At 57.8% G+C, this 23,379-nt stretch carries 27 protein-coding genes; 10 read left to right on the top strand and 17 right to left on the bottom strand.

Features of this window, described 5'->3' with window-relative positions:
* Positions 1-340 precede the first annotated feature (340 nt).
* Entirely contained in the window at positions 341-2,503 is a 2,163-nt protein-coding gene (locus tag VOI23_RS00090; RefSeq protein ID WP_323779700.1) for a YjbH domain-containing protein, read from the top strand.
* Complete coding sequence (locus VOI23_RS00095) at positions 2,494-3,174, top strand: YjbF family lipoprotein (RefSeq protein ID WP_323779704.1); 681 nt, start codon at positions 2,494-2,496, stop codon at positions 3,172-3,174. The genes VOI23_RS00090 and VOI23_RS00095 overlap by 10 nt, the downstream gene beginning before the upstream one ends.
* 68 nt (positions 3,175-3,242) lie before the next feature.
* On the opposite strand, the gene ychF is transcribed toward VOI23_RS00095, so the two are convergent.
* On the bottom strand, positions 3,243-4,340 hold the full coding sequence (gene ychF, locus VOI23_RS00100) for a redox-regulated ATPase YchF (RefSeq protein WP_323779707.1): 1,098 nt from the start codon (positions 4,338-4,340) through the stop codon (positions 3,243-3,245).
* A 159-nt stretch (positions 4,341-4,499) separates the two neighbouring features.
* Between ychF and trpA the strand changes: the two genes are divergently transcribed.
* Positions 4,500-5,291, top strand: a complete 792-nt coding sequence (gene trpA, locus VOI23_RS00105; RefSeq protein ID WP_323779710.1) for a tryptophan synthase subunit alpha — start codon at positions 4,500-4,502, stop codon at positions 5,289-5,291.
* Between the two features lie 88 nt (positions 5,292-5,379).
* Here the strand turns inward: trpA and VOI23_RS00110 are convergent, their stop codons facing one another.
* Positions 5,380-5,820 (bottom strand): MaoC family dehydratase, encoded by a 441-nt coding sequence (locus tag VOI23_RS00110; RefSeq protein WP_323779713.1) that lies wholly within the window; start codon positions 5,818-5,820, stop codon positions 5,380-5,382.
* A 129-nt stretch (positions 5,821-5,949) separates the two neighbouring features.
* On the opposite strand from VOI23_RS00110, the gene VOI23_RS00115 reads away from it, so the two are divergent.
* From VOI23_RS00115 to VOI23_RS00130, 4 genes are all read left to right on the top strand, one after another.
* Positions 5,950-7,113, top strand: coding sequence for an alpha-hydroxy acid oxidase (locus VOI23_RS00115; protein ID WP_323779717.1), 1,164 nt, complete (start codon positions 5,950-5,952; stop codon positions 7,111-7,113).
* A gap of 133 nt (positions 7,114-7,246) precedes the next feature.
* The gene (locus VOI23_RS00120; RefSeq protein WP_323779721.1) at positions 7,247-7,879 is read left to right on the top strand and encodes a hypothetical protein; all 633 of its coding nucleotides are present in this window, start codon (positions 7,247-7,249) and stop codon (positions 7,877-7,879) included.
* 283 nt (positions 7,880-8,162) lie between these two features.
* The gene (locus VOI23_RS00125; RefSeq protein ID WP_323779724.1) at positions 8,163-8,831 is read left to right on the top strand and encodes a hypothetical protein; all 669 of its coding nucleotides are present in this window, start codon (positions 8,163-8,165) and stop codon (positions 8,829-8,831) included.
* Between the two features lie 228 nt (positions 8,832-9,059).
* Entirely contained in the window at positions 9,060-9,695 is a 636-nt protein-coding gene (locus tag VOI23_RS00130) for a 50S ribosomal protein L25/general stress protein Ctc (protein ID WP_323779727.1), read from the top strand.
* Between the two features lie 85 nt (positions 9,696-9,780).
* Here the strand turns inward: VOI23_RS00130 and VOI23_RS00135 are convergent, their stop codons facing one another.
* Entirely contained in the window at positions 9,781-10,464 is a 684-nt protein-coding gene (locus VOI23_RS00135; protein WP_323779729.1) for an FkbM family methyltransferase, read from the bottom strand.
* Between the two features lie 85 nt (positions 10,465-10,549).
* Here VOI23_RS00135 and pth point away from each other — a divergent pair, with 85 nt between their 5' ends.
* Together pth and VOI23_RS00145 are read left to right on the top strand one after the other, a co-directional pair.
* Positions 10,550-11,227, top strand: a complete 678-nt coding sequence (gene pth, locus VOI23_RS00140; protein WP_323779731.1) for an aminoacyl-tRNA hydrolase — start codon at positions 10,550-10,552, stop codon at positions 11,225-11,227.
* Between the two features lie 101 nt (positions 11,228-11,328).
* Positions 11,329-11,706, top strand: coding sequence for a DUF2237 domain-containing protein (locus tag VOI23_RS00145; protein WP_323779733.1), 378 nt, complete (start codon positions 11,329-11,331; stop codon positions 11,704-11,706).
* Here VOI23_RS00145 and VOI23_RS00150 read toward each other — a convergent pair.
* The 11 genes from VOI23_RS00150 to VOI23_RS00200 form a co-directional block, all read right to left on the bottom strand.
* Entirely contained in the window at positions 11,688-12,221 is a 534-nt protein-coding gene (locus tag VOI23_RS00150) for a helix-turn-helix transcriptional regulator (RefSeq protein ID WP_323779737.1), read from the bottom strand. The two genes, VOI23_RS00145 and VOI23_RS00150, sit on opposite strands and share 19 nt — an antisense overlap.
* Before the next feature lie 12 nt (positions 12,222-12,233).
* Positions 12,234-12,656, bottom strand: a complete 423-nt coding sequence (locus VOI23_RS00155; protein ID WP_323779740.1) for a hypothetical protein — start codon at positions 12,654-12,656, stop codon at positions 12,234-12,236.
* A gap of 87 nt (positions 12,657-12,743) precedes the next feature.
* A complete protein-coding gene (locus tag VOI23_RS00160; RefSeq protein WP_323779743.1) occupies positions 12,744-13,271 on the bottom strand; it encodes a hypothetical protein in 528 nt (175 codons plus the stop codon).
* A gap of 482 nt (positions 13,272-13,753) precedes the next feature.
* Positions 13,754-14,398, bottom strand: a complete 645-nt coding sequence (locus VOI23_RS00165; protein WP_323779746.1) for a DsbA family oxidoreductase — start codon at positions 14,396-14,398, stop codon at positions 13,754-13,756.
* 18 nt (positions 14,399-14,416) lie between these two features.
* Positions 14,417-15,658, bottom strand: a complete 1,242-nt coding sequence (gene trpB / locus VOI23_RS00170; RefSeq protein ID WP_323779749.1) for a tryptophan synthase subunit beta — start codon at positions 15,656-15,658, stop codon at positions 14,417-14,419.
* Positions 15,659-15,898: 240 nt separating this feature from the next.
* The gene (locus VOI23_RS00175; protein ID WP_323779752.1) at positions 15,899-16,543 is read right to left on the bottom strand and encodes a phosphoribosylanthranilate isomerase; all 645 of its coding nucleotides are present in this window, start codon (positions 16,541-16,543) and stop codon (positions 15,899-15,901) included.
* Positions 16,544-16,547: 4 nt separating this feature from the next.
* The gene (locus VOI23_RS00180; protein WP_323779755.1) at positions 16,548-16,904 is read right to left on the bottom strand and encodes a LapA family protein; all 357 of its coding nucleotides are present in this window, start codon (positions 16,902-16,904) and stop codon (positions 16,548-16,550) included.
* A gap of 7 nt (positions 16,905-16,911) precedes the next feature.
* Positions 16,912-17,193: an integration host factor subunit beta gene (gene ihfB / locus VOI23_RS00185; RefSeq protein WP_323779758.1), complete on the bottom strand. Its 282-nt coding sequence runs from the start codon at positions 17,191-17,193 to the stop codon at positions 16,912-16,914.
* Positions 17,194-17,589: 396 nt separating this feature from the next.
* A complete protein-coding gene (gene rpsA / locus VOI23_RS00190; RefSeq protein WP_323779761.1) occupies positions 17,590-19,269 on the bottom strand; it encodes a 30S ribosomal protein S1 in 1,680 nt (559 codons plus the stop codon).
* Between the two features lie 287 nt (positions 19,270-19,556).
* Positions 19,557-20,558, bottom strand: coding sequence for an aldo/keto reductase (locus VOI23_RS00195; protein ID WP_323779763.1), 1,002 nt, complete (start codon positions 20,556-20,558; stop codon positions 19,557-19,559).
* A gap of 112 nt (positions 20,559-20,670) precedes the next feature.
* Entirely contained in the window at positions 20,671-21,300 is a 630-nt protein-coding gene (locus VOI23_RS00200; protein ID WP_323779766.1) for an NAD(P)H-dependent oxidoreductase, read from the bottom strand.
* A gap of 97 nt (positions 21,301-21,397) precedes the next feature.
* On the opposite strand from VOI23_RS00200, the gene VOI23_RS00205 reads away from it, so the two are divergent.
* Positions 21,398-21,796, top strand: coding sequence for a helix-turn-helix domain-containing protein (locus VOI23_RS00205; protein ID WP_323779769.1), 399 nt, complete (start codon positions 21,398-21,400; stop codon positions 21,794-21,796).
* Between the two features lie 58 nt (positions 21,797-21,854).
* On the opposite strand, the gene cmk is transcribed toward VOI23_RS00205, so the two are convergent.
* Genes cmk through VOI23_RS00220 form a run of 3 tightly spaced genes read right to left on the bottom strand, consistent with a single transcriptional unit; the run spans position 21,855 to position 23,379 of the window.
* Complete coding sequence (gene cmk, locus VOI23_RS00210) at positions 21,855-22,469, bottom strand: (d)CMP kinase (RefSeq protein ID WP_323779772.1); 615 nt, start codon at positions 22,467-22,469, stop codon at positions 21,855-21,857.
* The gene (locus VOI23_RS00215) at positions 22,469-22,864 is read right to left on the bottom strand and encodes a GFA family protein (RefSeq protein WP_323779774.1); all 396 of its coding nucleotides are present in this window, start codon (positions 22,862-22,864) and stop codon (positions 22,469-22,471) included. The genes cmk and VOI23_RS00215 overlap by 1 nt, the downstream gene beginning before the upstream one ends.
* A complete protein-coding gene (locus VOI23_RS00220; RefSeq protein WP_323779777.1) occupies positions 22,861-23,379 on the bottom strand; it encodes a hypothetical protein in 519 nt (172 codons plus the stop codon). The genes VOI23_RS00215 and VOI23_RS00220 overlap by 4 nt, the downstream gene beginning before the upstream one ends.

Here is a 23,379-nt window from a genome sequence, read left to right on the forward strand (position 1 = left end):
CCCCGGCGAGGGCCCGTTCGAGCAGAACAAATCCGCCGCTTCCCGAGCGGAACAGTAAGAACTTTCGCCTAACCGGGATTGTCTGCAACAGCGTACATCTATGCATCCGATTTCAGCGAGTCGGTGCATCCCGGCGGCGCCTGCGCAAACAAATTTTGCGGGCGTGCTGGCTGGTACAGTCAAAGTATCACAGGTATACGCAGGGATGCGCCTGCATTTGTGGGACATCAGCAACGATATGTCTGAATCACTGCTCACTCGGAATGCCAGATAGACAGCCGGGCATTTTTTTTCTACCCAGTAGGCTAGCGATTAAGAAATTGGACCGGGCTATATACACATGGGATTCTTCCGAGCGCAAAACGATGACGGGACCCGCACAGTGGCGGGTTGGGGCCGGACGGTCGGCATTTTTGCCCTGCTGTTCGCCCCGGTAGCCGCCGTCGCGGACGACAAAACGGAAAACCCCTTCGTTTCACCGCGACCGCCCAGCTATAACCTTTACGGCACGGTCGGCCTGATCGACATGCCGTCAGCCGATATGGCTCCGGATGCAACCCTGTCGACCACGCTTTCCCTGTTCGGCGACACCACCCGGTCCACCCTGACGTTTCAGATTTTGCCACGGTTGAGCGGTAGCTTCCGCTATTCGGGTATTGCCGGGCTTTATATTCCCCCCACCTACGATGGCAGCAAAACTTACTACGACCGCAGCTTCGATCTGCGCTATCAGCTGCTCACCGAAGGAAATTTGCGTCCGGCGGTATCCATCGGTTTGCAGGATTTTCTGGGTACCGGGCTCTATGGTGGCGAATATGTCGTTGCGACCAAAGCGATCACACCTCGGCTGCGCCTGACCGGGGGTCTGGGCTGGGGACGCTTGGGGTCTTATGGCGCGATCGGATCGACAGGAACCCGACCGACCGAAATCATCGGGCGCGGTGGCGTTCCCAATTACGACCGCTGGTTCCGTGGGGATTTTGCCCCGTTTGGCGGTCTGGAATGGCAGGCAACGGACAATCTGACCTTCACGGTTGAGTATTCCTCGGACGCTTATGTCGAGGAAAGCAGCGTCAGCGGCCTGTTCAACCGCCAGTCGCCGTGGAATTTTGGCGTCGATTATCGGATGAAAAACGGCAACCAGATATCGCTGTTTTCGCTTTATGGTACGGAATTTGGCGCGATGCTGACCCTGCACAGCAATCCGCGTTATGCCGGGTCTCCGGGCGGACGGAACGGTGCCCCGGTGCCGGTGAAACCACGTCTTGCAGCGGACAAGCGGGATCTGGGATGGACAGCGGACAGCGTCCAGACCGACAATATCAAAACCCGTCTGAAAAAGGCGCTGGCACGTGACGACCTGATTTTCGAAGGCCTTACCTTGTCAGCGACCAAGGCGGTTCTGCGTCTCGGCAACCCGCGCTACATGGAAGAACCCCAAGCCATCGGTCGCGCCGCGCGCGTGATGACCCGGATTCTGCCAGCATCAGTGGAAGAGCTGAAGATCGTACCGATGGTCAACGGTATGACCACAAGTTCGGTCACCTTCAACCGGACCGATCTGGAACGGCTGGAAAACGCGCCCGCGACCGAGCTGCTGGCCAAGACCCGCATCGAGAACGCATATGGCACAGCCCCCGCCGCAGAAGACGGCCTGTACCCGGCGCTAAGCTGGTCGTTGTCGCCCTATATCGCGTTCAGCATGTTTGACCCCGACAATCCGCTTCGGGCCGATTTGGGACTTCGCCTCGGGGCGGATTATCAAATTTCTCCGAACTGGGTTATTTCCGGTTCGCTTGCCCAGAAAGTGACCGGGAATCTGGATCAGGTGACACGCGCCTCCACATCGACATTGCCACGGGTGCGCACCGACTATGCTCAATACAGCCAACAGGGCAACCCGGCGATCGAACACCTGACATTGACAACATTCGGTCGTCCCGGCAAAGACCTCTACAGTCGGCTGTCGTTCGGATATCTGGAAAAAATGTTTGCCGGTGTTTCCGGCGAGTTGCTGTGGAAACCTATCGACAGTCGTCTCGCTCTCGGGGCCGAACTGAACTATGTCAAGCAGCGTGATTTCGACCAGATGTTCGGCCTGCGCAGCTATGAAACCTTTACCGGACACTTGTCGGCCTATTACGAACTCGGCAACGGGTTCCACGGCCAGCTGGATGTCGGCCGGTATCTGGCGGGCGACTACGGCGCGACCGTATCGGTGGACCGCGAATTCGCCAATGGCTGGCGTGTCGGGGCCTATGCGACCTTCACCAATGTCGACTTCAACGATTTCGGCGAAGGGTCGTTCGACAAGGGCCTGCGGATCACCATTCCCGTTGCCTGGGTGCTGGGAAGCCCGACGCGGCAAGAGAATACAACCGTGATCCAGTCACTGACCCGGGACGGCGGTGCCCGCCTGAACGTTCGCGATCGCCTCTATCCACGGATCCGCGATTACCACGAACGAGAGCTGACCAACGAATGGGGCCGGGTATGGCGATGAACATGCAATCCGCTTTGAAACGTCCGGCATTGCTGGCCATCGCCGCATTGGGCGTTGTCGCCGCGTGCGGCAACACGCCTGGTCGCATCGACTACAAACGCGAACTGATCGCAGCTTTCGGCAAGAAAAGCACCGAAACGCCCAATGTTGATGTTGCCGCCGCGCTTAAGGTGACACCGAAACCGTTATCCCTGGTGGTGCGGGAGCAGGATAAAACAACGGCATTCATCCTTGAAGCCGAGCGCAATGGACCTTATCGCACCTTCATCACCCCGACCCGTCAAACGCTGACCCTGCGTCAGGGCGTTGTCACGGCAACGCGCGGCTTAGGCAATGACCTCATGTCGTCGAATGTCGAAGATACGCTACGGCTGCTGCGGACACGTCAGGCCGGCCAGACCCGACGCGTGATGCGTTATCTGACTGGCGATGAGCAAACCATTGCCTTCAGTTTCGACTGCAACATGGCTTTGGGCGACTCGCAAAACATAAGCGTCGGTGAAGTGTCGGCACAAATCCGGATCATGACCGAAGAATGCGCGGGCGACGGTCTGAAGTTCACCAATACCTATATGGTCGATCACACGGGCGAAGTGCTCAGTTCGCGCCAGTGGATCAATCCGACCATGGGATCTGCAGGGATTCAGGTGCTACGGCGCTCTCCGGTCTGAAACGCCAGTTCGAACCGGCCGGGCACTGTGCCCGGACCGTTTCGCAACAATGACTTTGGCTGACTGGATCAGGTGTTGAACAGAAAATGCAGGACATCACCGTCCTTCACGACGTATCCTTTGCCCTCTGAACGCATTTTCCCAGCTTCCTTGGCCCCTTGTTCGCCCTTGCAGGCGATAAAATCATCGTATGCGATGGTTTCAGAACGGATGAAGCCTTTTTCGAAATCCCCGTGAATCACACCTGCAGCCTGCGGCGCAAGGGTCCCATGCTTGATGGTCCAGGCGCGGGCCTCCTTGGGGCCGACGGTGAAATAGGTTTCCAGATGCAGCAATTCGTATCCGGCACGGATCAACCGGTCGAGCCCGGCTTCCTCCAGACCCATTTCGCTCAGGAACATTTCGGCCTCATCATCGTCGAGCTGGCTGATTTCTTCCTCAATCCGCGCCGAGATGATGACATGCGAATTACCCTGTTCGGCAGCCATAGCGGCAACCTTTTCGGAATGGGCATTGCCACTGGCGGCTTCGTCTTCCGACACGTTACAGACATAAAGCACCGGCTTAGTGGTCAGCAGCTGCAGCATTTTCCACGCTTTGGCATCTTCCTCATCCACCTCGACCACGCGGGCGGGCTGACCGTTTTCCAGCACTTCCTGCGCGGCGGCCAGCAGCCGGTCCTGCTGCTGAGCCTCCTTGTCATTGCCCTTGAGCTTGCGCACCAGGTTGGCGCGCCGCTTCTCAATGCTTTCCAAATCGGCCAGCATCAGTTCGGTTTCGATCGTGTCGGCATCGGCGACCGGGTCGACCCGACCTTCGACATGGGTGACGTCGCCGTCTTCGAAACAGCGCAGCACATGGGCGATGGCATCGACTTCGCGGATATTGGCCAGAAACTGGTTGCCCAGCCCCTCGCCCTTGGAGGCACCCTTCACCAGACCTGCGATATCGACAAAGGTCATCCGCGTCGGGATGATCGCTTTCGATCCGGCAACCTCGGCCAGCTTGTCGAGTCGGGCATCTGGTACGTTCACCTCACCGACATTGGGTTCGATGGTGCAAAACGGAAAATTTGCCGCCTGCGCAGCAGCCGTTTTCGTCAGCGCGTTGAACAGGGTCGACTTGCCCACATTGGGCAGCCCCACGATTCCCATCTTAAAGCCCATTGCCGGCCTCCTGTGACATTACCGTGCTGCTTCTAGGCAAGGACCGTGGGCGACGCAAGCGGCCTGTGACGGTTGTGGCAAACGGGGATCAAGGCGGCATTGATTTTCCCGGCCGAAACGGGCACATCCCTTCTGTGCAATTCAACAAAGGATGCCCGCATGACCCGCATCGACGCCAAATTCGCCGCATTGAAGGCCGAGAACAAGAAAGCCTTCGTGGCCTATATGATGGCGGGCGATCCCGATTACGACAAATCGCTGGAGATCATGAAGGCACTGCCCGCAGCAGGCGTTGACGTGATCGAGCTGGGCCAGCCCTTCACCGATCCGATGGCCGACGGCCCGACGATCCAGCTCGCCGGCCAGCGCGCACTGGAAGCGGGCCAGACACTACAGAAGACGCTCGATATGGCGACGGAATTCCGCAAGTCAGACAATAGCACGCCGATTGTTATGATGGGATATTACAACCCGATCTACAATCGCGGGGTGGACACCTTCCTGACAGATGCGAAAGCGGCCGGCATCGACGGTCTGATCGTGGTCGACCTGCCCCCCGAAGAAGATGACGAACTCTGCATTCCGGCTCAGAAGGCCGGGCTCAACTTCATTCGCCTTGCCACGCCAACCACCGATGACAAACGGTTGCCAAAAGTTCTGCAGAACACCTCGGGTTTTGTCTATTACGTTTCAATCACCGGGATCACCGGCGCCGCCGAAGCACAGGCCACCGATGTCGAACCGGAAGTCGCCCGCATCAAGGCGCAGACAGATTTGCCGGTAATCGTCGGATTTGGCATCAACACGCCCGACACGGCCGAAGCCATCGCCAGCGTCGCCGATGGCTGTGTTGTCGGTTCTGCTATTGTCAAACAAATCGGAGAAGGCAAATCCGCAGCGCAGGTCGCTGCGTTTGTCAAATCCCTGTCCGACGGCGCCCACCGCGCCTGATGCAAAGGAGCGCCGGTGCTGACGCACGAGAATAACTTCGCAACACATACAAAATAATGAATGGGGGCATTGCCCCCGTCGATCTACATCACGACGGCTTCCGGCGCAGGATATGGGTGGTGCGATAGGTCATCACCTTTTCATCATCCTGATTATAGGTGTCATAGCGGATGTCGGTCCGGCCCCGGTCGGGGCGTGATTGCGACGGGGTCGACCCGATCACCTCGGCCTTCACCCGCAGCGTGTCACCCGGGCGCACCGGTTTCAGCCAGCGCAATTCGTCGATACCGGGCGAACCCAGCGAGGCTTCGTTCCAAACATCGGCCCCCAGGGTCAGTAGAAATCCAACCACCATTGTCTGAAAACCGCTGGCGATCAGCCCGCCATAGGGCGTGTCCTTGGCCGCTTCTTCATCGACGTGAAACGGCTGTGGATCATATTTACGGGCGAAATCAAGCATTTCGTCCAGCGGAATTTGGCGCGAACCGGTTTCAAAGACGAAACCGACAGGCAGATCGTCGAAATACATATAGGGTCTCCTCTTTCCTCGGGTTGACAGGGTCGTGCATCTGACGCCGGATGGCAATGTATTTGCCATTGCCCTGTTTCCCCATAATCGGTAAAAAAACCTAACCAATACCGCAGAAAGAGCGCGATTATGCCTGTCATTACCTGCATCGACGACCTCAAACGTATTTACAAACGCCGCGCACCGCGGATGTTCTACGACTATGCCGAAAGCGGCAGCTGGACCGAACAGACTTTCCGCGAAAATACCAGCGACTTTGATCAGATCAGGTTGCGCCAGCGGGTTGCGGTGGACATGTCGGGACGCTCAACCGCGACGCAGATGATCGGACAGGATGTGGCCATGCCGGTGGCACTGGCCCCGGTCGGATTGACCGGCATGCAATGCGCCGATGGCGAAATCAAGGCGGCGCGGGCAGCGGAAAAATTCGGCGTGCCCTTCACCTTGTCCACCATGTCGATCAATTCGATCGAGGACGTGGCCGAGGCCACCAGCAAGCCGTTCTGGTTCCAGCTTTATACCATGAAGGACACCGATTTCGTGTCCCGCCTGATCCAGCGCGCCAAGGATGCCAGATGTTCCGCGCTGGTGATCACGCTGGACCTTCAGATCCTGGGCCAGCGCCACAAGGACCTGAAGAACGGTCTGAGCGCACCGCCGAAGCTGACCCCGTCGACCGTCGCCAACCTGATGACCAAGTGGCGGTGGGGTCTGGGCATGCTGGGCGCCAAGCGGCGCCATTTCGGCAATATTGTCGGCCATGTCGAAGGGGTGACTGACGCCGCCAATCTGGGGGCCTGGACCGCTGAACAGTTTGATCCAACTCTTGATTGGGGCAAGATCGCCCGGATCAAGGAAGAATGGGGCGGCCCGGTGATCCTGAAAGGTATTCTGGATGCCGAGGACGCCAAAATGGCGCTGCAGGTGGGGGCCGACGCGATCGTGGTATCGAACCACGGCGGTCGACAGTTGGACGGCGCGATCAGTTCGATCAAGGCGCTGCCGTCGATACTTGATGCGGTAGGCGATCAGGTCGAGGTTCATCTCGATAGCGGCATCCGGTCCGGCCAGGACATCCTGAAGGCCGTGGCGATGGGGGCCAAGGGTACATATATCGGCCGTGCTTTTGTTTACGGGCTGGGCGCAATGGGCGAACAGGGGGTCAGCGCGGCACTGGAAGTGCTACATAAGGAACTGGATCTTTCCATGGCGCTTTGTGGTCAGCGTCGGATTAACGATCTGGACCGCTCCGTTCTGATGGTGCCGGAAGATTTCGGCGGTCGCTGGCAGTGACAAGGGGGGCTACTGGCCCCCACAACCCAACCGCTCGAGTCCCAAGGAAATTTTCAAACAGAAGAAGATCAGGGGTTTTGACACTTCTGGCAGGCTGGGGCAGTGTGGCGCGGACCAATGAAGAGGCCCCCGAATGCTGGTTTTCGTCGACGCCAATCTGGTACTGTTCGCGGTGCCAAAAACCGGTTCCACCGCCTATCATCTGGCACTGAAAGGCATGTCCGAGATCAGTTTTTCCGGCAAGGCAGCCTACAAGCACATGTCGCTGCGCAAATACGAGCGTCACTTCGCGCCCTACCTGAAAAACGCTCACGGCCTGACCCCGGAACGGGTGGCGGTGATGCGCCATCCTGTCGAACAGATCCGCAGTTGGTACAAATACCGGTCGCGCCCGACGCCGCGGGCCGAAAAGGGTGTGCTGGAGGGCATGAGCTTCGACGATTTCGTTGCCGCAGTGATCGCGCCGCAGCCCCCCGAATTCGCCAAGATCGGATCACAATTGACATTTCTGGCCTCCGAGGACGGCGTTGTACGGGTCGATCATCTCTTTGCATATGAACGCCCTCTGCGCTTGCGGCAGTTCCTGACCGGTCGGTTGGGCAAGGATTTCGAAACCAAGCAGAGGAATGTCTCGCCCGCGATCGACGCACCGCTGAGCCCGGCGATGGAGGCGAAGCTGCGCGAAGTGCGGGCTGAGGAATTCGCGCTCTACGACCGGATCGTCGCGGCGGGCGGGTATCTGTCGAACCCGGCCGGGCAGGATTGATCTGCGCTTCCTTTTAAAACAGTCGCGAAACCGTACAACTGCCCGTTCCTGAAAATATTTCAGGACATGCAGTCGACTGTCTGTACTTCAAATCCTGATCGCTTCGCCCCGAGTGGAGTCGCCTTTGCGCATAGCAACAGGATCGTGAGGGTCGACGACCCGTGCATCCCGTTTAAGTTGACAGAATCATTACAATATTCAATTATTAATTGATTAATATCGCATCACTAGCACAATGATACGTTGTTTTACTACTCCATGAACTTAACGAAAGGCATGTCAAATGGCGGCTATAAAAGACGTTCTCAATGGTTTCGATGACAGTTCCGCGATCCTGAAAGAAGCAAAAGCCCATCTCGACACCCTGCATTCGATGGCGACTCTCAAAGCGGATTTTTTCAAAGACGAGATTTACAAATCTCTCGAGTCTGCCGGCTCTCAGGAAAGTCCTCTGGATACGCCAATCCACACAGTTCTTGATAGCTACATCGCGACACATGCCTATGTGTCTGACAATGCTGACGGGATCGTTGATGTCATCAAAGGCGCCGTTAACGATTTCATCAATGGCGGGCGCGAAAATATCGTGAACGGCATCGCCTCGATCGCGGGCAAGGCGGTTACGATCTTGTTGGGTTCATCAGAAGGAAGTGAGGACGAAACCAGTGGTCGCTTTATCGCGGTGAATCGGCTGGGAGGTATTTACCGATTGGATTATCGTGTCTGGAAACGGTCGGTAAACAGCGAGAGTCTGAAATCCAAAGCAGAACAAGTCACCGCGATGGCAATGTACAAATCCACCCCGGATTGCAGCAAAATGACTTGGGATGACTTTCTTGTGGTGTTTGGGGATTCACTTTCACCCGATTTGTCAGACAGCGATGTTGAAGCCGAAAAGGCATTTGTGAAAAAATCCTTTGACGATCTTCAGGGTGCGCAAAAAGTCGGTTGATTGGCCAGATTTCAAAAGCAATGAAATCTACCTGAACCGCGATGGTGGTGCCGGACGTTCCAGAAGGGCGCCCGGCACCACCGTGCAATCTCATTGCCCATGAATAACAGCGGTACACTCAAAGCGAAAACCCCTTTCCAATCATGCCAGACTGGTCTATACGCGCGACTTCATGCGGGCATACAGCCTTGGAGGATGCCCGCACATCTGACAAATTGGAGAATTCAAATGGCTGGAGAAATTCCTGATCTTCACGCTGAGACCCGGACGGGGACAGGCAAGGGCGCCGCTCGTCAGGCTCGTCGCGAAGGCAAAGTTCCCGGAATCGTTTTCGGTGGTGACACCGATCCGCTGCCGATCAACATCCCGTTCAACGCGCTGCTCAAGCGCCTGAGAGCCGGTCGCTTCAAGTCGACCCTGTTCAACCTCAAGGTTGACGGTCAGGACGACGTGCGCGTGATCTGCCGCGACGTGCAGCGGGACGTGGTCAAGGATTTGCCGACGCATGTCGATTTCATGCGCCTGCGCCGCACCAGCCGTATCAACCTGTTCATCCACGTGGATTTCCTCAATCAGGAAACCTGCCCGGGCCTGAAAAAGGGCGGCGTGCTGACCGTTGTCCGCCCCGAAGTGGAACTGAACGTTCTGGCCGGTGACATCCCCGAGAAGCTTGAAATCGATCTGTCCGAGACCGAAATTGGCGACGTTCTGCACATCAGCGACGTGACCCTGCCCGAAGGCGCCAAGGTGACGATCGACCGCGATTTCGTGATCGCCAACGTTTCGGCCCCGTCGGGTCTGCGTTCGGCCGATGACGAAGACGAAGGTGAAGGCGAAGAAGCAGCCGAAGCCGCTGAGGAATAATCCCCGGCGCCATCGCGCTTTGAGTTTTGGGAAACGCGGGTCTTCGGGCCCGCGTTTTTTCTTGGTCCAGATTGTGGGACCGGGATCAGTCCCCCTGCACCCGCTTGAACCCGATCACCCGCCCGCTGCTGGCAACCGGATCATAGGTCAATCCGCTTTCGGACATGCATTCGACGATCCGCTTGATCACCGTGTCGGGATATTTATTCGGGTGCAGTTCCATCATCACCCGGCGAACATGAACCGGCCAGGGCCGGTCAAACAGCCGGGCCTCGCCGCCTTCGATATCCATGATCACCACATGCGGTCGAAATGCGTCCATTAGATCGCCAAAACACAGGAGGGGCACATTGATCATGTCGCCGCTGCGATTCTCCGCCGGATCGAGCGACCCGCCCCAGAATGCCTTACCCGCATGGAAAGGGATGACTTCCCTCCCTTTTTCTTCGCCCTCGCTGACCGCCGCATGAACAAGCCGCACTTCGCTGAACCCGTTCAGCGCGAGATTGCTGCGGATAACGTCCAGCATCCGCGGGTTCGCTTCGACGCTGAGTACGTTTTCAGGCCCCGCCGCCCGGGCACAAATCGCGGAAATATAGCCAAGCCCAGCGCCCAGTTCCAGAACCCTGTTCCCCGGCTTCACCCGCTTCATCGCGGCCTTGGCCTCAAAGCCTTCATAGTCGCCACTATGGAGCTTGGCACGCACTTGTGGGCTGCTGACGTCATCGGGAAGGTGTAGCCGGATACCGTTCAATTCAAAAATCTCCATGTGATGTTCGATCCGTACCACCCCGTTGAATCCGATTAAGACGCCGGTTAGATTACCCGCAATCAGGATTGAAGGAACCCCAAAAATGCAACTCTGGATTGGCCTGGGAAATCCGGGGGCGAAATACGCTGGCAACCGCCATAATATCGGGTTCATGGCGCTGGACAGGATCGCCGAAGATCACGGCTTTGCACCGTGGCGGACCAAATTTCAGGGCCAATTAAGCGAAGGCAAGCTGGGCCGCGAAAAGGTGATCCTGCTGAAACCGGAAACCTTCATGAACCTGTCCGGCCAGTCTGTCGGAGAAGCGATGCGGTTTTATAAACTCACCCCCGCCGACGTGATGGTGTTCCATGACGAGCTGGACCTGGCACCGGGCAAGTGCCGGGTGAAACAGGGCGGCGGCCATGCCGGTCATAACGGGCTGCGCTCGATCCATCAGCATATCGGAGCGGATTACGGAAGGGTGCGGCTGGGCATCGGCCATCCCGGCCACAAGGACCGGGTGGCAGGCTACGTGCTGTCGGACTTCGCCAAGGCAGATCAGAACTGGCTTGACGATCTGCTACGCGGGATCAGCGACGGAGCGGCGGATCTGGCCGAGGGCGATAGTGGCCGGTTCCTGAACGCCGTCGCCTTGCGGGTGGCTCCGCCGCGCAGTTCCGGAGGGACCAAGGCGAAACCGGAACTGCCCACCAAGCCCTCCCCAGTGGCAGAAGACAGCCGCAGCCCGATGGAAAAGCTGATGGACAAGTTCAAGTGAGCCAAGTCAGAAATTTTCAGACATAGGCCTGTCCTTTGTGTTTGCCACTATCTCAACTGGGCTCAGTCCCTTAGACTGGTGTCCGGAAAAGGAGCGCGCACATGGTCACCCCCTACCCGTCCGTCAATGTCCTCGGTACCGCATTGGAACCCTGTTCCCGCGACCCGATGACCGGCTACTTTCGCGATGGGCATTGCAACACCTGCGCCGAAGACAGTGGCAGCCACACGGTCTGCGTCATCATGACCGCCGAATTTCTGGCCTTTTCGAAATATGTAGGCAACGACCTGACCACACCGATGCCGCAATACCAATTTCCCGGGCTGAAACCGGGCGATAGTTGGTGCCTGTGCGCCGCACGCTTCTTGCAGGCGCATGACGAAGGCTGCGCGCCCTTGGTGCGGCTGGAAGCCACCCATCAGGCTGCGCTGGACATGGTCCCACTCGATATTCTGGAAGTTTATCGCGCGCCGGAATGACGTTCTTGCGCGGGGTCTACATCGACCCCGGGCAATGCATCGGCCATCAGATCTTCGATGAACAGGCTTAATAGTTGTGATCGGTTCGCCACGCGCGCCTTGCGATAGATCGCGTTGGTCTGGGCCTTCACGGTTCCTTCCGAGGTGTTGCGCAGGCCAGAAATTTCAGCCGTGTTCAATCCCTTGATCGAAAACATCGCCACATCGCGTTCAGCTGGCGTCAAGGCCCAGGAATCGAACTTTTCCTCCAGCAATTCCATAAAGGCCCCGGACGCCACCCGCAGCTGACCCCGCACCTGGCGGGCCTCGCTCCTACTGCGGAGTATTGCAACAGCGCCCAGCACCAAGCCCAAAAGCAGCCCCAGTGCGGCCCCGATTTCCAGCAATTCGCGGGTTTGCCAGGATATTGGGCTGCTGCGAAGGCCAAAAACCGTCAAGAGAATGTCGGATACAAAAAAGACCGCACAGACCGCCTGAATGGCGAATATCAGCGCAATGAAAGAGAAGCTTCGCATCGGTCAGGCCCCTCAATCACTATCGCCAGAGTCGCCAGCATCATCGCCGCCGGAATCATCACCGCCGTCATCGCCGGAATCGTCTCCTGAACCTTCACTGTCATCGGGGCTATCTGAAGTCCCACCGGATCCGCCGCCTGATCTCGCCCCTGGCTCCGGATGAGCCAATAGCATTGGCCCTGTGGCGTCATCGCTGCGCCAAAAATCACGCAGGATTTCCCCCGTTCGGGGATTGATGATGATCTCACGCTGTTCATTTTCCCTCTTGGCGAGGATTCGGGTTCTGCCAAGCCATGTGCGGCTCACTGCAATCTGATCGTAGCCTTGCTGTTTCAACTGGAAAACGATGCTGTCGCGATTCTGACCTGCCGCTGCGGGCAGCGCGGCCAGCGTCATCGCGGTCATCAGAAGGAGCAGGCGAATTTTTTTGAACATGTCATGGACCTAGGCAGAAATTGGACTGCCCCGTCAAGCAGGGCAGCCGATTGTCATCCAATTATTGGCAAATGGGAACGCGACCGATCAGTCGTCACCGCCTTGGCCGCCGTCACCGTTACCGCCACTATCGCCTTCACCGTTGCCGCCGTGGTCGCCTTCGCCGTTGCCGCCATGGTCGCCTTCGCCATTACCGCCCTGGTCGCCTTCGCCGTTACCGCCATGGTCGCTTTCGCCGTTACCGCCATGGTCGCTTTCTCCGTTGTCGCCTCCGCCGTTGCCGCCGTGGTCGCTTTCTCCATTGTCGCCTCCGCCGTTACCGCCGTGGTCGCCTTCTCCGTTGCCATTGCCGCCGTGGTCGCCATTGGCATCATCTTGGCCACCCCAAGCGTTGTCAGGATCGCGAGGATCATAGTTCCGGTCATTCAGGCGGTTTGACGCTTCCTGATAAGATGTACCTGCAAAGCTGTCCGCCTTGCCCGAATGGGTCAGCCCGGCCTCAAGATGAGCGACATAGTTTGCAACAACGCGGCCAATCGCGTTTTCTGATTGACGCGCTGCTGCCGGGTTGCTGATCATGAGAACCGTTGCTGCCAGAGGGATAAGTACTTTCATGGGTCTGTCTCCTAGTTTGCGTGTTGCGTATTTGCGTTTGCTATTTGGCTTGTGGCCGAAACCCCGGCGGGGGACTGTGCCGCGACCGGTGTGAAGACAGGAAACACCCAGCGGCGCCAAATCGGCCATTCCACCCAGGTTCATGTTGCTGAAATAAACCTTGGTTTATTATTATATATTTTAATTACAGATAGTTAGAAGAATTTTCTTTTGCCTAAACCATGCAGATCCACATCCGGGTGATGGTAATTAAACCAGAGTTTACCGGGCGCGTGCGCAGCCAAACCTGAATGCAACGCCGATCTTGAAAAAGACCTGAACCTGATTCTGTCATTACTAGGCCCAAGAAAGGATCAGCCCGATCCAAAGAACCGACTGGCGGCAAAACTCCCCTAGGCCATCTTGCCCAAAGATCCGCCAAACAGAAACGAGACAATCATATCACCGGGGAATTAAGCCGTTTCGAAACAGCCTTAAGCTTGTTAGCCCTCTGCGCCAGACAATTGCTGTAGAATTGACGCATAATTCGCAGCACCTTGTGCGCCAACGACCAGATGCTTTTTGTCGAACACCATTGCGGGCACGCCGGTGACACCACGCGAAGTCCAGAATTGCTGCTTGGCGCGGACGTCAGCAGCGTAATCGTTGCCTTGCAAAATTTCCAACGCCCGATCCCGATCCAGCCCGACGCCTGCCGCGACATTGGCCATCGCATCGGCATCGTTCATGGTCTTGTTGTCGGAAAAATACGCCTCGAGCAGCGCCAGCTTCAAGGCGCTGCCAAGCTGTGCCTGTTCGGCCCAATGGATCATCCGGTGCAGCGCAAAGGTATTATAGATGCGCTTATCCTCGCTAAAAACGATCCGCGCGCCCAGCTCTTCCCCGATGGCCTTCAGCCGCTCACGCGCCTCCACGCTCTGTTGCTCAGTCGCGCCATATTTGCGCTTCATATGATCCCGAATATTTTCGCCTTCGGACGCCATGTCGGGATTAAGTTCGAACGGGTGCCAATGGATGTCCGCGTCAATCCCTGTCTGCTGCTGCGCCAGCCGCAGTTGATGATAACCGACAAAGCACCAGGGGCACATGACATCGGAAACAATATCGACGCGAATAGGGTCAGCCATGCCGGTTCTCCCAAAAGGTCAGCGCCCTACCTCACCAACGATATCGATGCCCAGATGGCGCGCCACGGTAAAAATATCCTTGTCGCCGCGCCCGCACATATTCATCACCATGATATGGTCACTGGGCAGGTCCGGCGCGATCTTTGTCACATGGGCCAGCGCATGGCAGGGTTCCAACGCCGGGATGATGCCTTCGGTCGAGCAGCTCAGCTTGAACGCCTCCAGCGCCTCGGCATCGGTGATCGAAACATATTCAGCCCGTCCGGTATCGTGCAGCCAGCTGTGTTCCGGCCCGATACCAGGGTAATCAAGACCGGCAGAGATCGAATAGCCTTCGAGGATCTGGCCATCGTCATCCTGTAACAGATAGGTTCGGTTGCCATGCAACACGCCGGGTCGCCCACCAGTCAGCGACGCGCAATGTTCCATTTTTTCATTCACGCCTTTGCCACCGGCCTCGACCCCTATGATGCGCACTGATTTGTCATCGAGGAACGGATAGAACAGCCCCATCGCGTTCGAACCACCGCCAATGGCGGCGATCACGGAATCGGGCAGGCGGCCTTCGCCTTCCTGTTCTTCCAGCTGCCAGCGCACTTCCTTGCCGATGATCGACTGAAAATCGCGCACCATCGCCGGATAGGGATGCGGCCCGGCCACCGTGCCAATGCAATAGAACGTATCGCGCACATTGGTCACCCAGTCGCGCAGCGCATCGTTCATCGCGTCTTTCAGAGTGCCGCGCCCCGACGTCACCGAAATCACCTCGGCGCCCAGAAGCTGCATCCGGAACACATTGGGTTTTTGCCGTTCAACATCATGCGCACCCATATAGACGACGCATTTCAGGCCAAATTTGGCGCAAACCGTTGCGGTGGCGACGCCATGTTGACCGGCCCCGGTTTCGGCAATGATCCGGGTCTTGCCCATCCGGCGGGCCAGCAGGATCTGACCCAGAACATTGTTGATCTTATGCGCACCGGTATGGTTCAGCTCGTCCCGCTTAAGATAGATTTTCGCGCCGCCCAGATGCTTGGTCAGCCCTTCGGCGTAATACAGCGGCGAGGGACGGCCAACATAGTTTTTCCACAGGTCATCCATCTCGGCCCAGAATTCGGCGTCGGTCTTCGCCTTTTCGTATTCTTCTTCCAACGACAGGATCAGCGGCATCAGCGTTTCAGAAACGAAACGCCCGCCGAAATCACCAAAACGACCCTTTTCATCAGGGCCGGTCATGAAGCTGTTGAAAAAATCGGTCATCGGGTGCGCCCTATATTTGTATCGGCATCTTCATACTGGCTTCGCTACGCGAAGGAAATGCCCGGGTGTAAATTTAACCCGTCGTTGCCCGATCTCAACCTTGCAGGAAAAGACAGGCTGAACAGCCAATGACGATAGGGATGTTCATTTGGTCGCCGACATTCAGACCTGTTTCTTAGGGCCAAGTACTTATGAATTGGGGTGTCGAAATCCAGAAGGTGTCAGGCTAAAACGGGACTTTCATGCCTGCGCCGCAGCCACGAAGGCTTCGATCAGCTCCAGATCTTTCACCCCCGGCGCAGTTTCCACGCCTGAACTGACATCGACCTGCCGTGCCCCGGTCAGATTGATCGCCCGGCCTACGTTTTCAGGCGTCAACCCACCGGCCAGCATCCACGGGCAAGACCAGTATTTACGAACCACCAATTGCCAATCGAAGGGCAATCCCCGCCCTCCGGGCAGATCTGCCCCTTTCGGCGCCTTGGCATCAATCAATATCTGATCAGCGACCCCGGTATAGAGGTCGATCGCAGCGACGTCGTCCTTGGTCGCGATGCCCACAGCCTTCATCACCGGCAGACCGTAGCGCGCCTTGATCTCGGCCACTCTCTCGGGGCTTTCAGACCCGTGTAACTGCCACATGTCGATGGCGACGCGTTCATTGATCGCGTCCAGAGCCGCATCGTCCGCATCCACCACCAAAGCAACCTTGGCCAGCCCCACTGGTGCCGCCCAAGCCAATTCGCGGGCTTCGTCCAGAGTAACACAGCGAGGAGATTTCGGGAAAAACACCAATCCGATATAAGCCGCCCCAGCGCGGGCCGCAGCCTCTACCTCTTCAGGCCGTTTGAGCCCGCAGATCTTTACTTTCACATCGGATGGCATTTTGTCAGGACGCTTCGTCCAGCAGAGCCAGAACTTCGTCTTTCTGTTCGGCAGTGTCGGCGCGGCGTTTTTCCCGCTTAAGCTGACGCTCCAGATCATGCACTTCGCGCGCCTTACGGCTTGCTTCAGCACGGTGTTTGTATTCGCGCATCCATTCCCAGACGAAGCCGATCAGCAACCCGGCAATGATACCGCCAAAGATCAACACGAAAAGCGGCAAGTCGATCCGATAGGACAGCCCTGTCAGCTCGGCCAGGGCGTCGGGCAGAAGGGCCAGCGAAACAGAGCCACGATTGGCCAGAGCGATAGAGACCAGAACAATGCCCAGACAGGCAAGAAAGGCATAACGAATATAGCGCATCGGCGATTTACTTCCCGTTCAGTCGGTCACGCAGCAGCTTCCCGGTCTTGAAGAAAGGCACGTGCTTTTCTTCAACCTCGACCGATTCACCGGTGCGTGGGTTTCGCCCGGTTCTAGCATCCCGTTTCTTGACAGAAAACGCGCCGAAACCACGCAGCTCAACCCGATCGCCACGCGCCATAGCGCCGGTGATTTCATCGAAAATTGTATTTACGATTCTCTCGACATCGCGCTGGAAGAGATGTGGATTTTCGTCAGCGATTTTCTGGATCAGCTCGGATCGGATCATCGATTATCTCTCCCCCGTCATATGACTTGGTTCTTATTACCGCATTTTGACTGACTATAGGAAGAAAGACTGCGGGCGCAAACAAGCAGTTGATTGAAAATAATTGAATCGGTGGGTTTTTCGCCCTGCACCCCCAATTTTAAGCCCATTTCCGCCCAAATTCCCAACATCGCCGTTAACAGTTCCGCTATGCGGTCATCCCGCCAAGCGACCGGGCCATCACCGCTGCACCGCAGAGAAGCCATTGATTCGGCAATAAAATCGCAATTCGGCACCGACAAAACCCAAAGCCGACCGCCCCGATTACACGCAAATCATACCCTTTTAGACGCAAAAAGGCCCCGCTACTTTGCAGTTGCGGGGCCCTGTTTTCACTTAAGTCCAATCTCGATGAGATCAGTCGTCGTCGCCCTTCAGCGCGGCGCCCAGGATATCACCCAGCGATGCACCCGAGTCAGACGAACCGTACTGTTGCACAGCTTCTTTCTCTTCGGCGATTTCGCGTGCCTTGATCGACAGGCCCAGACGGCGTGTTTTCATGTCGACATTGGTGACGCGCACGTCAACCTTGTCGCCGACCGAGAAACGCTCGGGGCGCTGTTCGGAACGATCACGCGACAGGTCCGAACGGCGGATGAAGGATTTCATGCCTTCGAATTCCACCTCGATACCGCCATCTTCGATCGCGGTGACCTCGACAGTGATGATCGAGCCACGCTTCACGCCGCCAGCGGCTTCGGCGAACTTGTCGCCGCCCAACGCTTTGATCGACAGCGAAATACGCTCTTTCTCGACATCGACTTCCGACACCACGGCCTTGACGATATCGCCCTTGCGATAGTTCTGGATCGCGTCTTCGCCACGTTCGTCCCAGGACAGATCGCTGAGGTGAACCATGCCGTCGATTTCGCCGGGCAGGCCAATGAACAGACCGAATTCGGTGATGTTCTTGACTTCGCCTTCGACTTCGGTGCCCTCGGGATGGGTTTCTGCAAACACTTCCCACGGGTTACGCATGGTCTGCTTCAGACCCAGCGACACGCGACGCTTGGCCTGGTCGATTTCCAGAACCATGACGTCAACTTCTTGCGAAGTCGAAACGATCTTGCCGGGATGCACGTTCTTCTTGGTCCAGGACATTTCCGAAACGTGGACCAGACCTTCGACACCGGGCTCCAGCTCAACAAACGCACCGTAATCGGTGATGTTGGTGACGCGACCCTTGTGTACCGAATTCAGCGGGTACTTGGCAGCAACCAGATCCCACGGATCTTCCTGCAGCTGCTTCATGCCCAGCGAAATGCGGTGGGTTTCTTTGTTGATCTTGATGACCTGAACCTTGACAGTTTCGCCAATCGTCAGGATCTCGGACGGGTGGTTGACCCGGCGCCAAGCCATATCGGTGACGTGCAGCAGGCCGTCAACACCGCCCAGATCGACAAACGCGCCGTATTCGGTGATGTTTTTGACCACACCATCGACGGTCTGACCTTCGGACAGGTTGCCGATGACTTCGGCGCGCTGTTCGGCACGGCTTTCTTCCAGGATGGCGCGGCGCGACACAACGATGTTGCCACGGCGGCGGTCCATTTTCAGGATCTGGAACGGCTGCTTCAGACCCATCAGCGGGCCAGCGTCGCGTACGGGACGTACGTCAACCTGCGAGCCGGGCAGGAACGCAACAGCGCCGCCCAGATCGACAGTGAAACCGCCTTTGACGCGGCCAAAGATCGCGCCTTCGACACGCTCTTCGTCGGCATAAGCTTTTTCCAGACGATCCCAGGCTTCTTCACGGCGCGCCATTTCGCGCGAAATGACGGCTTCGCCACGGGCGTTTTCAGCCGAGCGCAGGAAGACTTCGACCTCGTCGCCAACGGCGATTTCGGGTGCTTCACCGGGATTTGCGAATTCTTTCAGATCAACGCGGCCTTCCATTTTGTAGCCTACGTCGATGATAGCTTGGCCCGCTTCGATTGCGATGACCTTGCCTTTGACAACCGAACCCTCGTCCGGGGTGTCCATTTCGAAGCTTTCGTTAAGGAGGGCTTCGAATTCCTCCATAGTGGTATCAGCCATGTGGCGTTTCAATCCTTTACATATCGATGTTACTGGCCTGGCGGTTGTCTCCACCGGTCTTGGTTTGGTCTGTCGGGCAATCACAAAACAAAGAGGGCCGGTGACCCGACCCTGCTCGATCTCTTTAGTTTATGGCTTTACGCCTTATCGACGTGGGCGCATATACAGCGGCGCGGCCTTGAAAGCAAGACCTAACCGCTGCCATTTGTCATGTCGAACCGATTCACAGCGCCCAACATTGCGTGATCATCCGGGAACCGGCTTCAGCCGACAGGGTAGCCCAAATTTCAGCAATACCGCTCGGGTCCGACCCATTGCCCGGCGTTGTAACGATCTCCATGGGCCCAGCCCACCGGCAGCACCTGTTCGATCCGCGCGATATCGCTATCGCTTAGTGACACGTTCGTGCCCTGAACCAATTCGGCAAAATGGGCGGTCGAACGGGTGCCGGGGATCGGCAGTACGTGACCGCCCTTCTTCAGGGTCCAGGCAATCGCCAGCGACGCTGCAGGCATTCCCATCTCCGCCGCCAGCGCACGAAACTTGTCGGTCGCGGCGATGTTGTAATCGTAATTCGGTTGCTGGAACCGCGGGTTCACCTTGAGGAAACCCAGTTCGGCCACCCTTACTGCCGGGATCGGGTCGTCAGTGAGGAAGGACCGGCCCACCGGCGAAAACGCCACAAATGCGGTGCCCAGCTCCGCGCAGGCCTGCAAAAGCCCCAGCTCCGGCGCCCTTGTGGCCAACGAATATTCCGACTGTACCGCCGCAATCGGATGCACCGCAGCGGCACGACGCAGCGTACTGGGGGCGATTTCGGACAGACCGATGGACTTGGTCTTGCCCTTTCTCACCAGCGCGGCCAACGCTTCGGTCACCTCTTCAATCGGGCGCTCGGCCTGATAGCGGTGCATGTAGAACAGGTCGACGCACTCGACGCCAAGCCGCTCAAGGCTCTTATCCAGTTCGGCCTCGAAATGCCCGGGCGAATTGTCGAAGCAGCGGTTGCCGTCGGCATCTTTGGAAATCCCCGCCTTGGTGGCGATGACGAAATGATCGCGCGCCGCGGTGCCGCGGGATTTGAGGAACGCCCCGATGGCAGTTTCGGATCGGCCCATGCCATAGACATTCGACGTGTCAATATGGGTGACCCCGGCCTCCATCGCCGCATCCATGATGGCATAGGAATTTTCATCCGTCGTCGGCCCGTAGAATTCGGCAAAGCTCATCGCGCCGATCCCAAGCGCGGAAACGTCTGCACCCTGTGCTCCAAGTCGTCTCGATTGCATATTCTGTCCTTCTGGAAACCGCTGCATTTCAAGCCGCACAAAACAGCCTTCGGACCCGGGTTGCAAGGTCTCAGGCCGGAAAGGCAGGGACCAACCGGCCCCTGCCCGATGATCAGGCGACCTCGGTCACGAAATGATCGCGCGGACGGCGCACCTTCTTAAGATTGACCAGCCAGTCGCCTTCTTCCTGACGATATCCCAACGGTACCACCAGTACTGACCGCAATCCCCGCGCGCGAAGACCGAGGATTTCGTCGACCGCTGCGGGATCGAACCCTTCCATTGGTGTCGCATCCACTTCTTCGAACGCGGCGGCGGTCAGCGCGATGCCAAGAGCGATGTAGGCCTGACGGGCAGAATGTTCGAAATTCACCTGTGCGTCGCGCGGCAGATACAGGGCCTTGAGCCGGGAATAATAGGCGTCCAACATTTCGTTTGTGCCACGTTCGTCAGCCATCTGGGCGGCAACTGCGTTGATCCGTTCTTCGCTGTAATTATCCCACGCCGCAAAGACCAGAACATGCGACCCTTCGGTCAGTTGTTTTTGGCCCATCGCCGCTTCGCTCAGCTTGGCGCGGGTTTCGGGGTTCTTGACCACAATCACCTCAAACGGTTGCAACCCGCTGGATGTGGGCGCCAGGCTGATCGCCTCCAGAATTGCCTCGATTTTATCGTCCGGCACTGTTTTGGCGGGATCCATCTTTTTGGTCGCGTAACGCCAGCTCAGCTTCTCTTTCAACATGTCTTCGGTCCTTCATTTGCTCTTCGTCGCATATAGCGGTATAGAATCGGAACCGGATACATAATCCATACCTGCCCCGTCGCAAGAAGGCACATCAATGATCCCTGGTTACATGAAAGAAACCGCCGTCCACCCCGCGCAGGACCCTTCGCAATGCCAGCGCATCAAAGAAGTACTGGCGCGCGTCGGCGACCGGTGGAGCGTGATGATCGTGATCGCTCTTGACGGTGGCACCATGCGGTTCAACGAACTCAAACGTCATCTCGGCATCACTCAAAGGATGCTCAGCCTGACGTTGAAGGAACTTGAACGCGATGGCCTGATCAGCCGAACCTATCACCCGACAATCCCGCCCAAGGTGGAATACGCTCTGACGCCGCTGGGGAAATCCTTCAGTGAACCGGTGCGCTCCATGGGCAAGTGGGCGATCGACAACTTACCGAATATCGATGCCTGCCGTCAGCGTTATGACGCTGCGACCGAAACGTCGGACTGACACCGCCCCGCGCGCGCAGAGGGCTCTATCCAACGGCCAAAGACGAACCCCGGGGGGCTTAACCAGCCGCGCGTTTGCTGTCGATTGTACGAATCGCGGCGGCGACCGCATCTTCGATAGACAGGGTGGACGTGTCGATCATAACCGCGTCCTCGGCCGCCTTCATCGGGGCGCTGGCGCGTTCGCTGTCACGCGCATCGCGCTCCTTTACCTCGGCCAACACGTCGTCAAAGCTCAGTTCCGACCCCTTGCCCTGCAATTCCTTGTAGCGCCGCTCGGCCCGCACCTCGGCGCTGGCGGTCACGTAAAGCTTGGCCTCGGCATCGGGACAGATCACCGTTCCGATATCGCGCCCATCCAAAACCGCACCGCCCTGACGGCGAGCGAAAGCGCGCTGAAAATCGACCAGCGCCTCACGCACCTCGGGGATCGCGGCGACCTTGCTGGCGGCCTGTGCGACCTCATGCGTGCGCAGGTTCGCCGCGTCCAGCGCCTCCGGCGTCAGCTCTCGCGCAGCCTCGATCGGCTCGACCCCGTCCAGCATCCGCGCGCCCACCGCACGATACAGCAACCCGGTATCGAGATGGGCAAAACCGTAATGCGCGGCCACCGCTTTGGAAATGGTCCCCTTGCCCGCTGCGGCCGGCCCGTCGATTGCTATGGTAAAAGTCATCACTCGATCTCCTCGCTGGACCAACCTTCGCGATAATGCGGCACCGCGTCGGTCTGGTCTTGGTAATCGCCTTTGTAAGCGCAGAATATATGGTTTTCCACCCGCGTTCCCGTCGGCCCGTCCACCGTCCCCAACGACACCCAGATCAGGCCGTCGCCTTCTTCCCAGAACAGGTACGACCCGCAATCGGGACAGAAACCGCGCCGGGTGCCCGGCGACGAGACAAACCATCGCGGATCCCCAATAACGATCACACTGGCCGTTGGCACCGGGGCGGCGATGGAATAGCTGCCGGTGATCTTGCGGCATTGGCTGCAATGGCAGGCCGTGGCGGGACCGAATTCGGCTTCGGTTTCATAGTGAACCCGCCCGCAAAGGCAACTGCCCCGTTTCATCCGCGCCGCTTCCAGCGCGCAATCAGGGCCAGACCACCGCCGATCAGCAGCGCCATGTAGCACAGGCTGTCAGCCGCCGATTTCACCAGTGTCCAGAAACTGGCGCTCTGCACCATTTCCACACTGACCGCCCCGGCCCCGGCGTGCAGGATCGCCGCGACATGCGCATTTTCAGTATAATCGGCCACCATCCCCAGCACGGCAGCCCCGATCAACCCCCAGCGCAGCCAACCCCTATAAAGGATCGCGAAACCGATGCCGAAGCTCGCCGCCAACAAGGCGGGATAGGCCAGATCCAGCCGATGTTGCACCGTCAGATAAAACACGCGGCCGTCATCACCCAAAGCGACCAGATAATCGACCACCTCCGCATGAGAATACCCCGTCGGCCGCATGTCCAGAATCATCTGGCCATCAGTAAGCGCGGCCAGATGCGGCACGGTCCAGAACGCCATCGCCAGGTAAACGGCCATGGCCACCGTGAATACGATCCAGAACAGACGGGTCAGGGTCAT

The organism is Thalassovita sp., from assembly GCF_034670005.1.
Classification (GTDB): Bacteria; Pseudomonadota; Alphaproteobacteria; order Rhodobacterales; family Rhodobacteraceae; genus Thalassobius.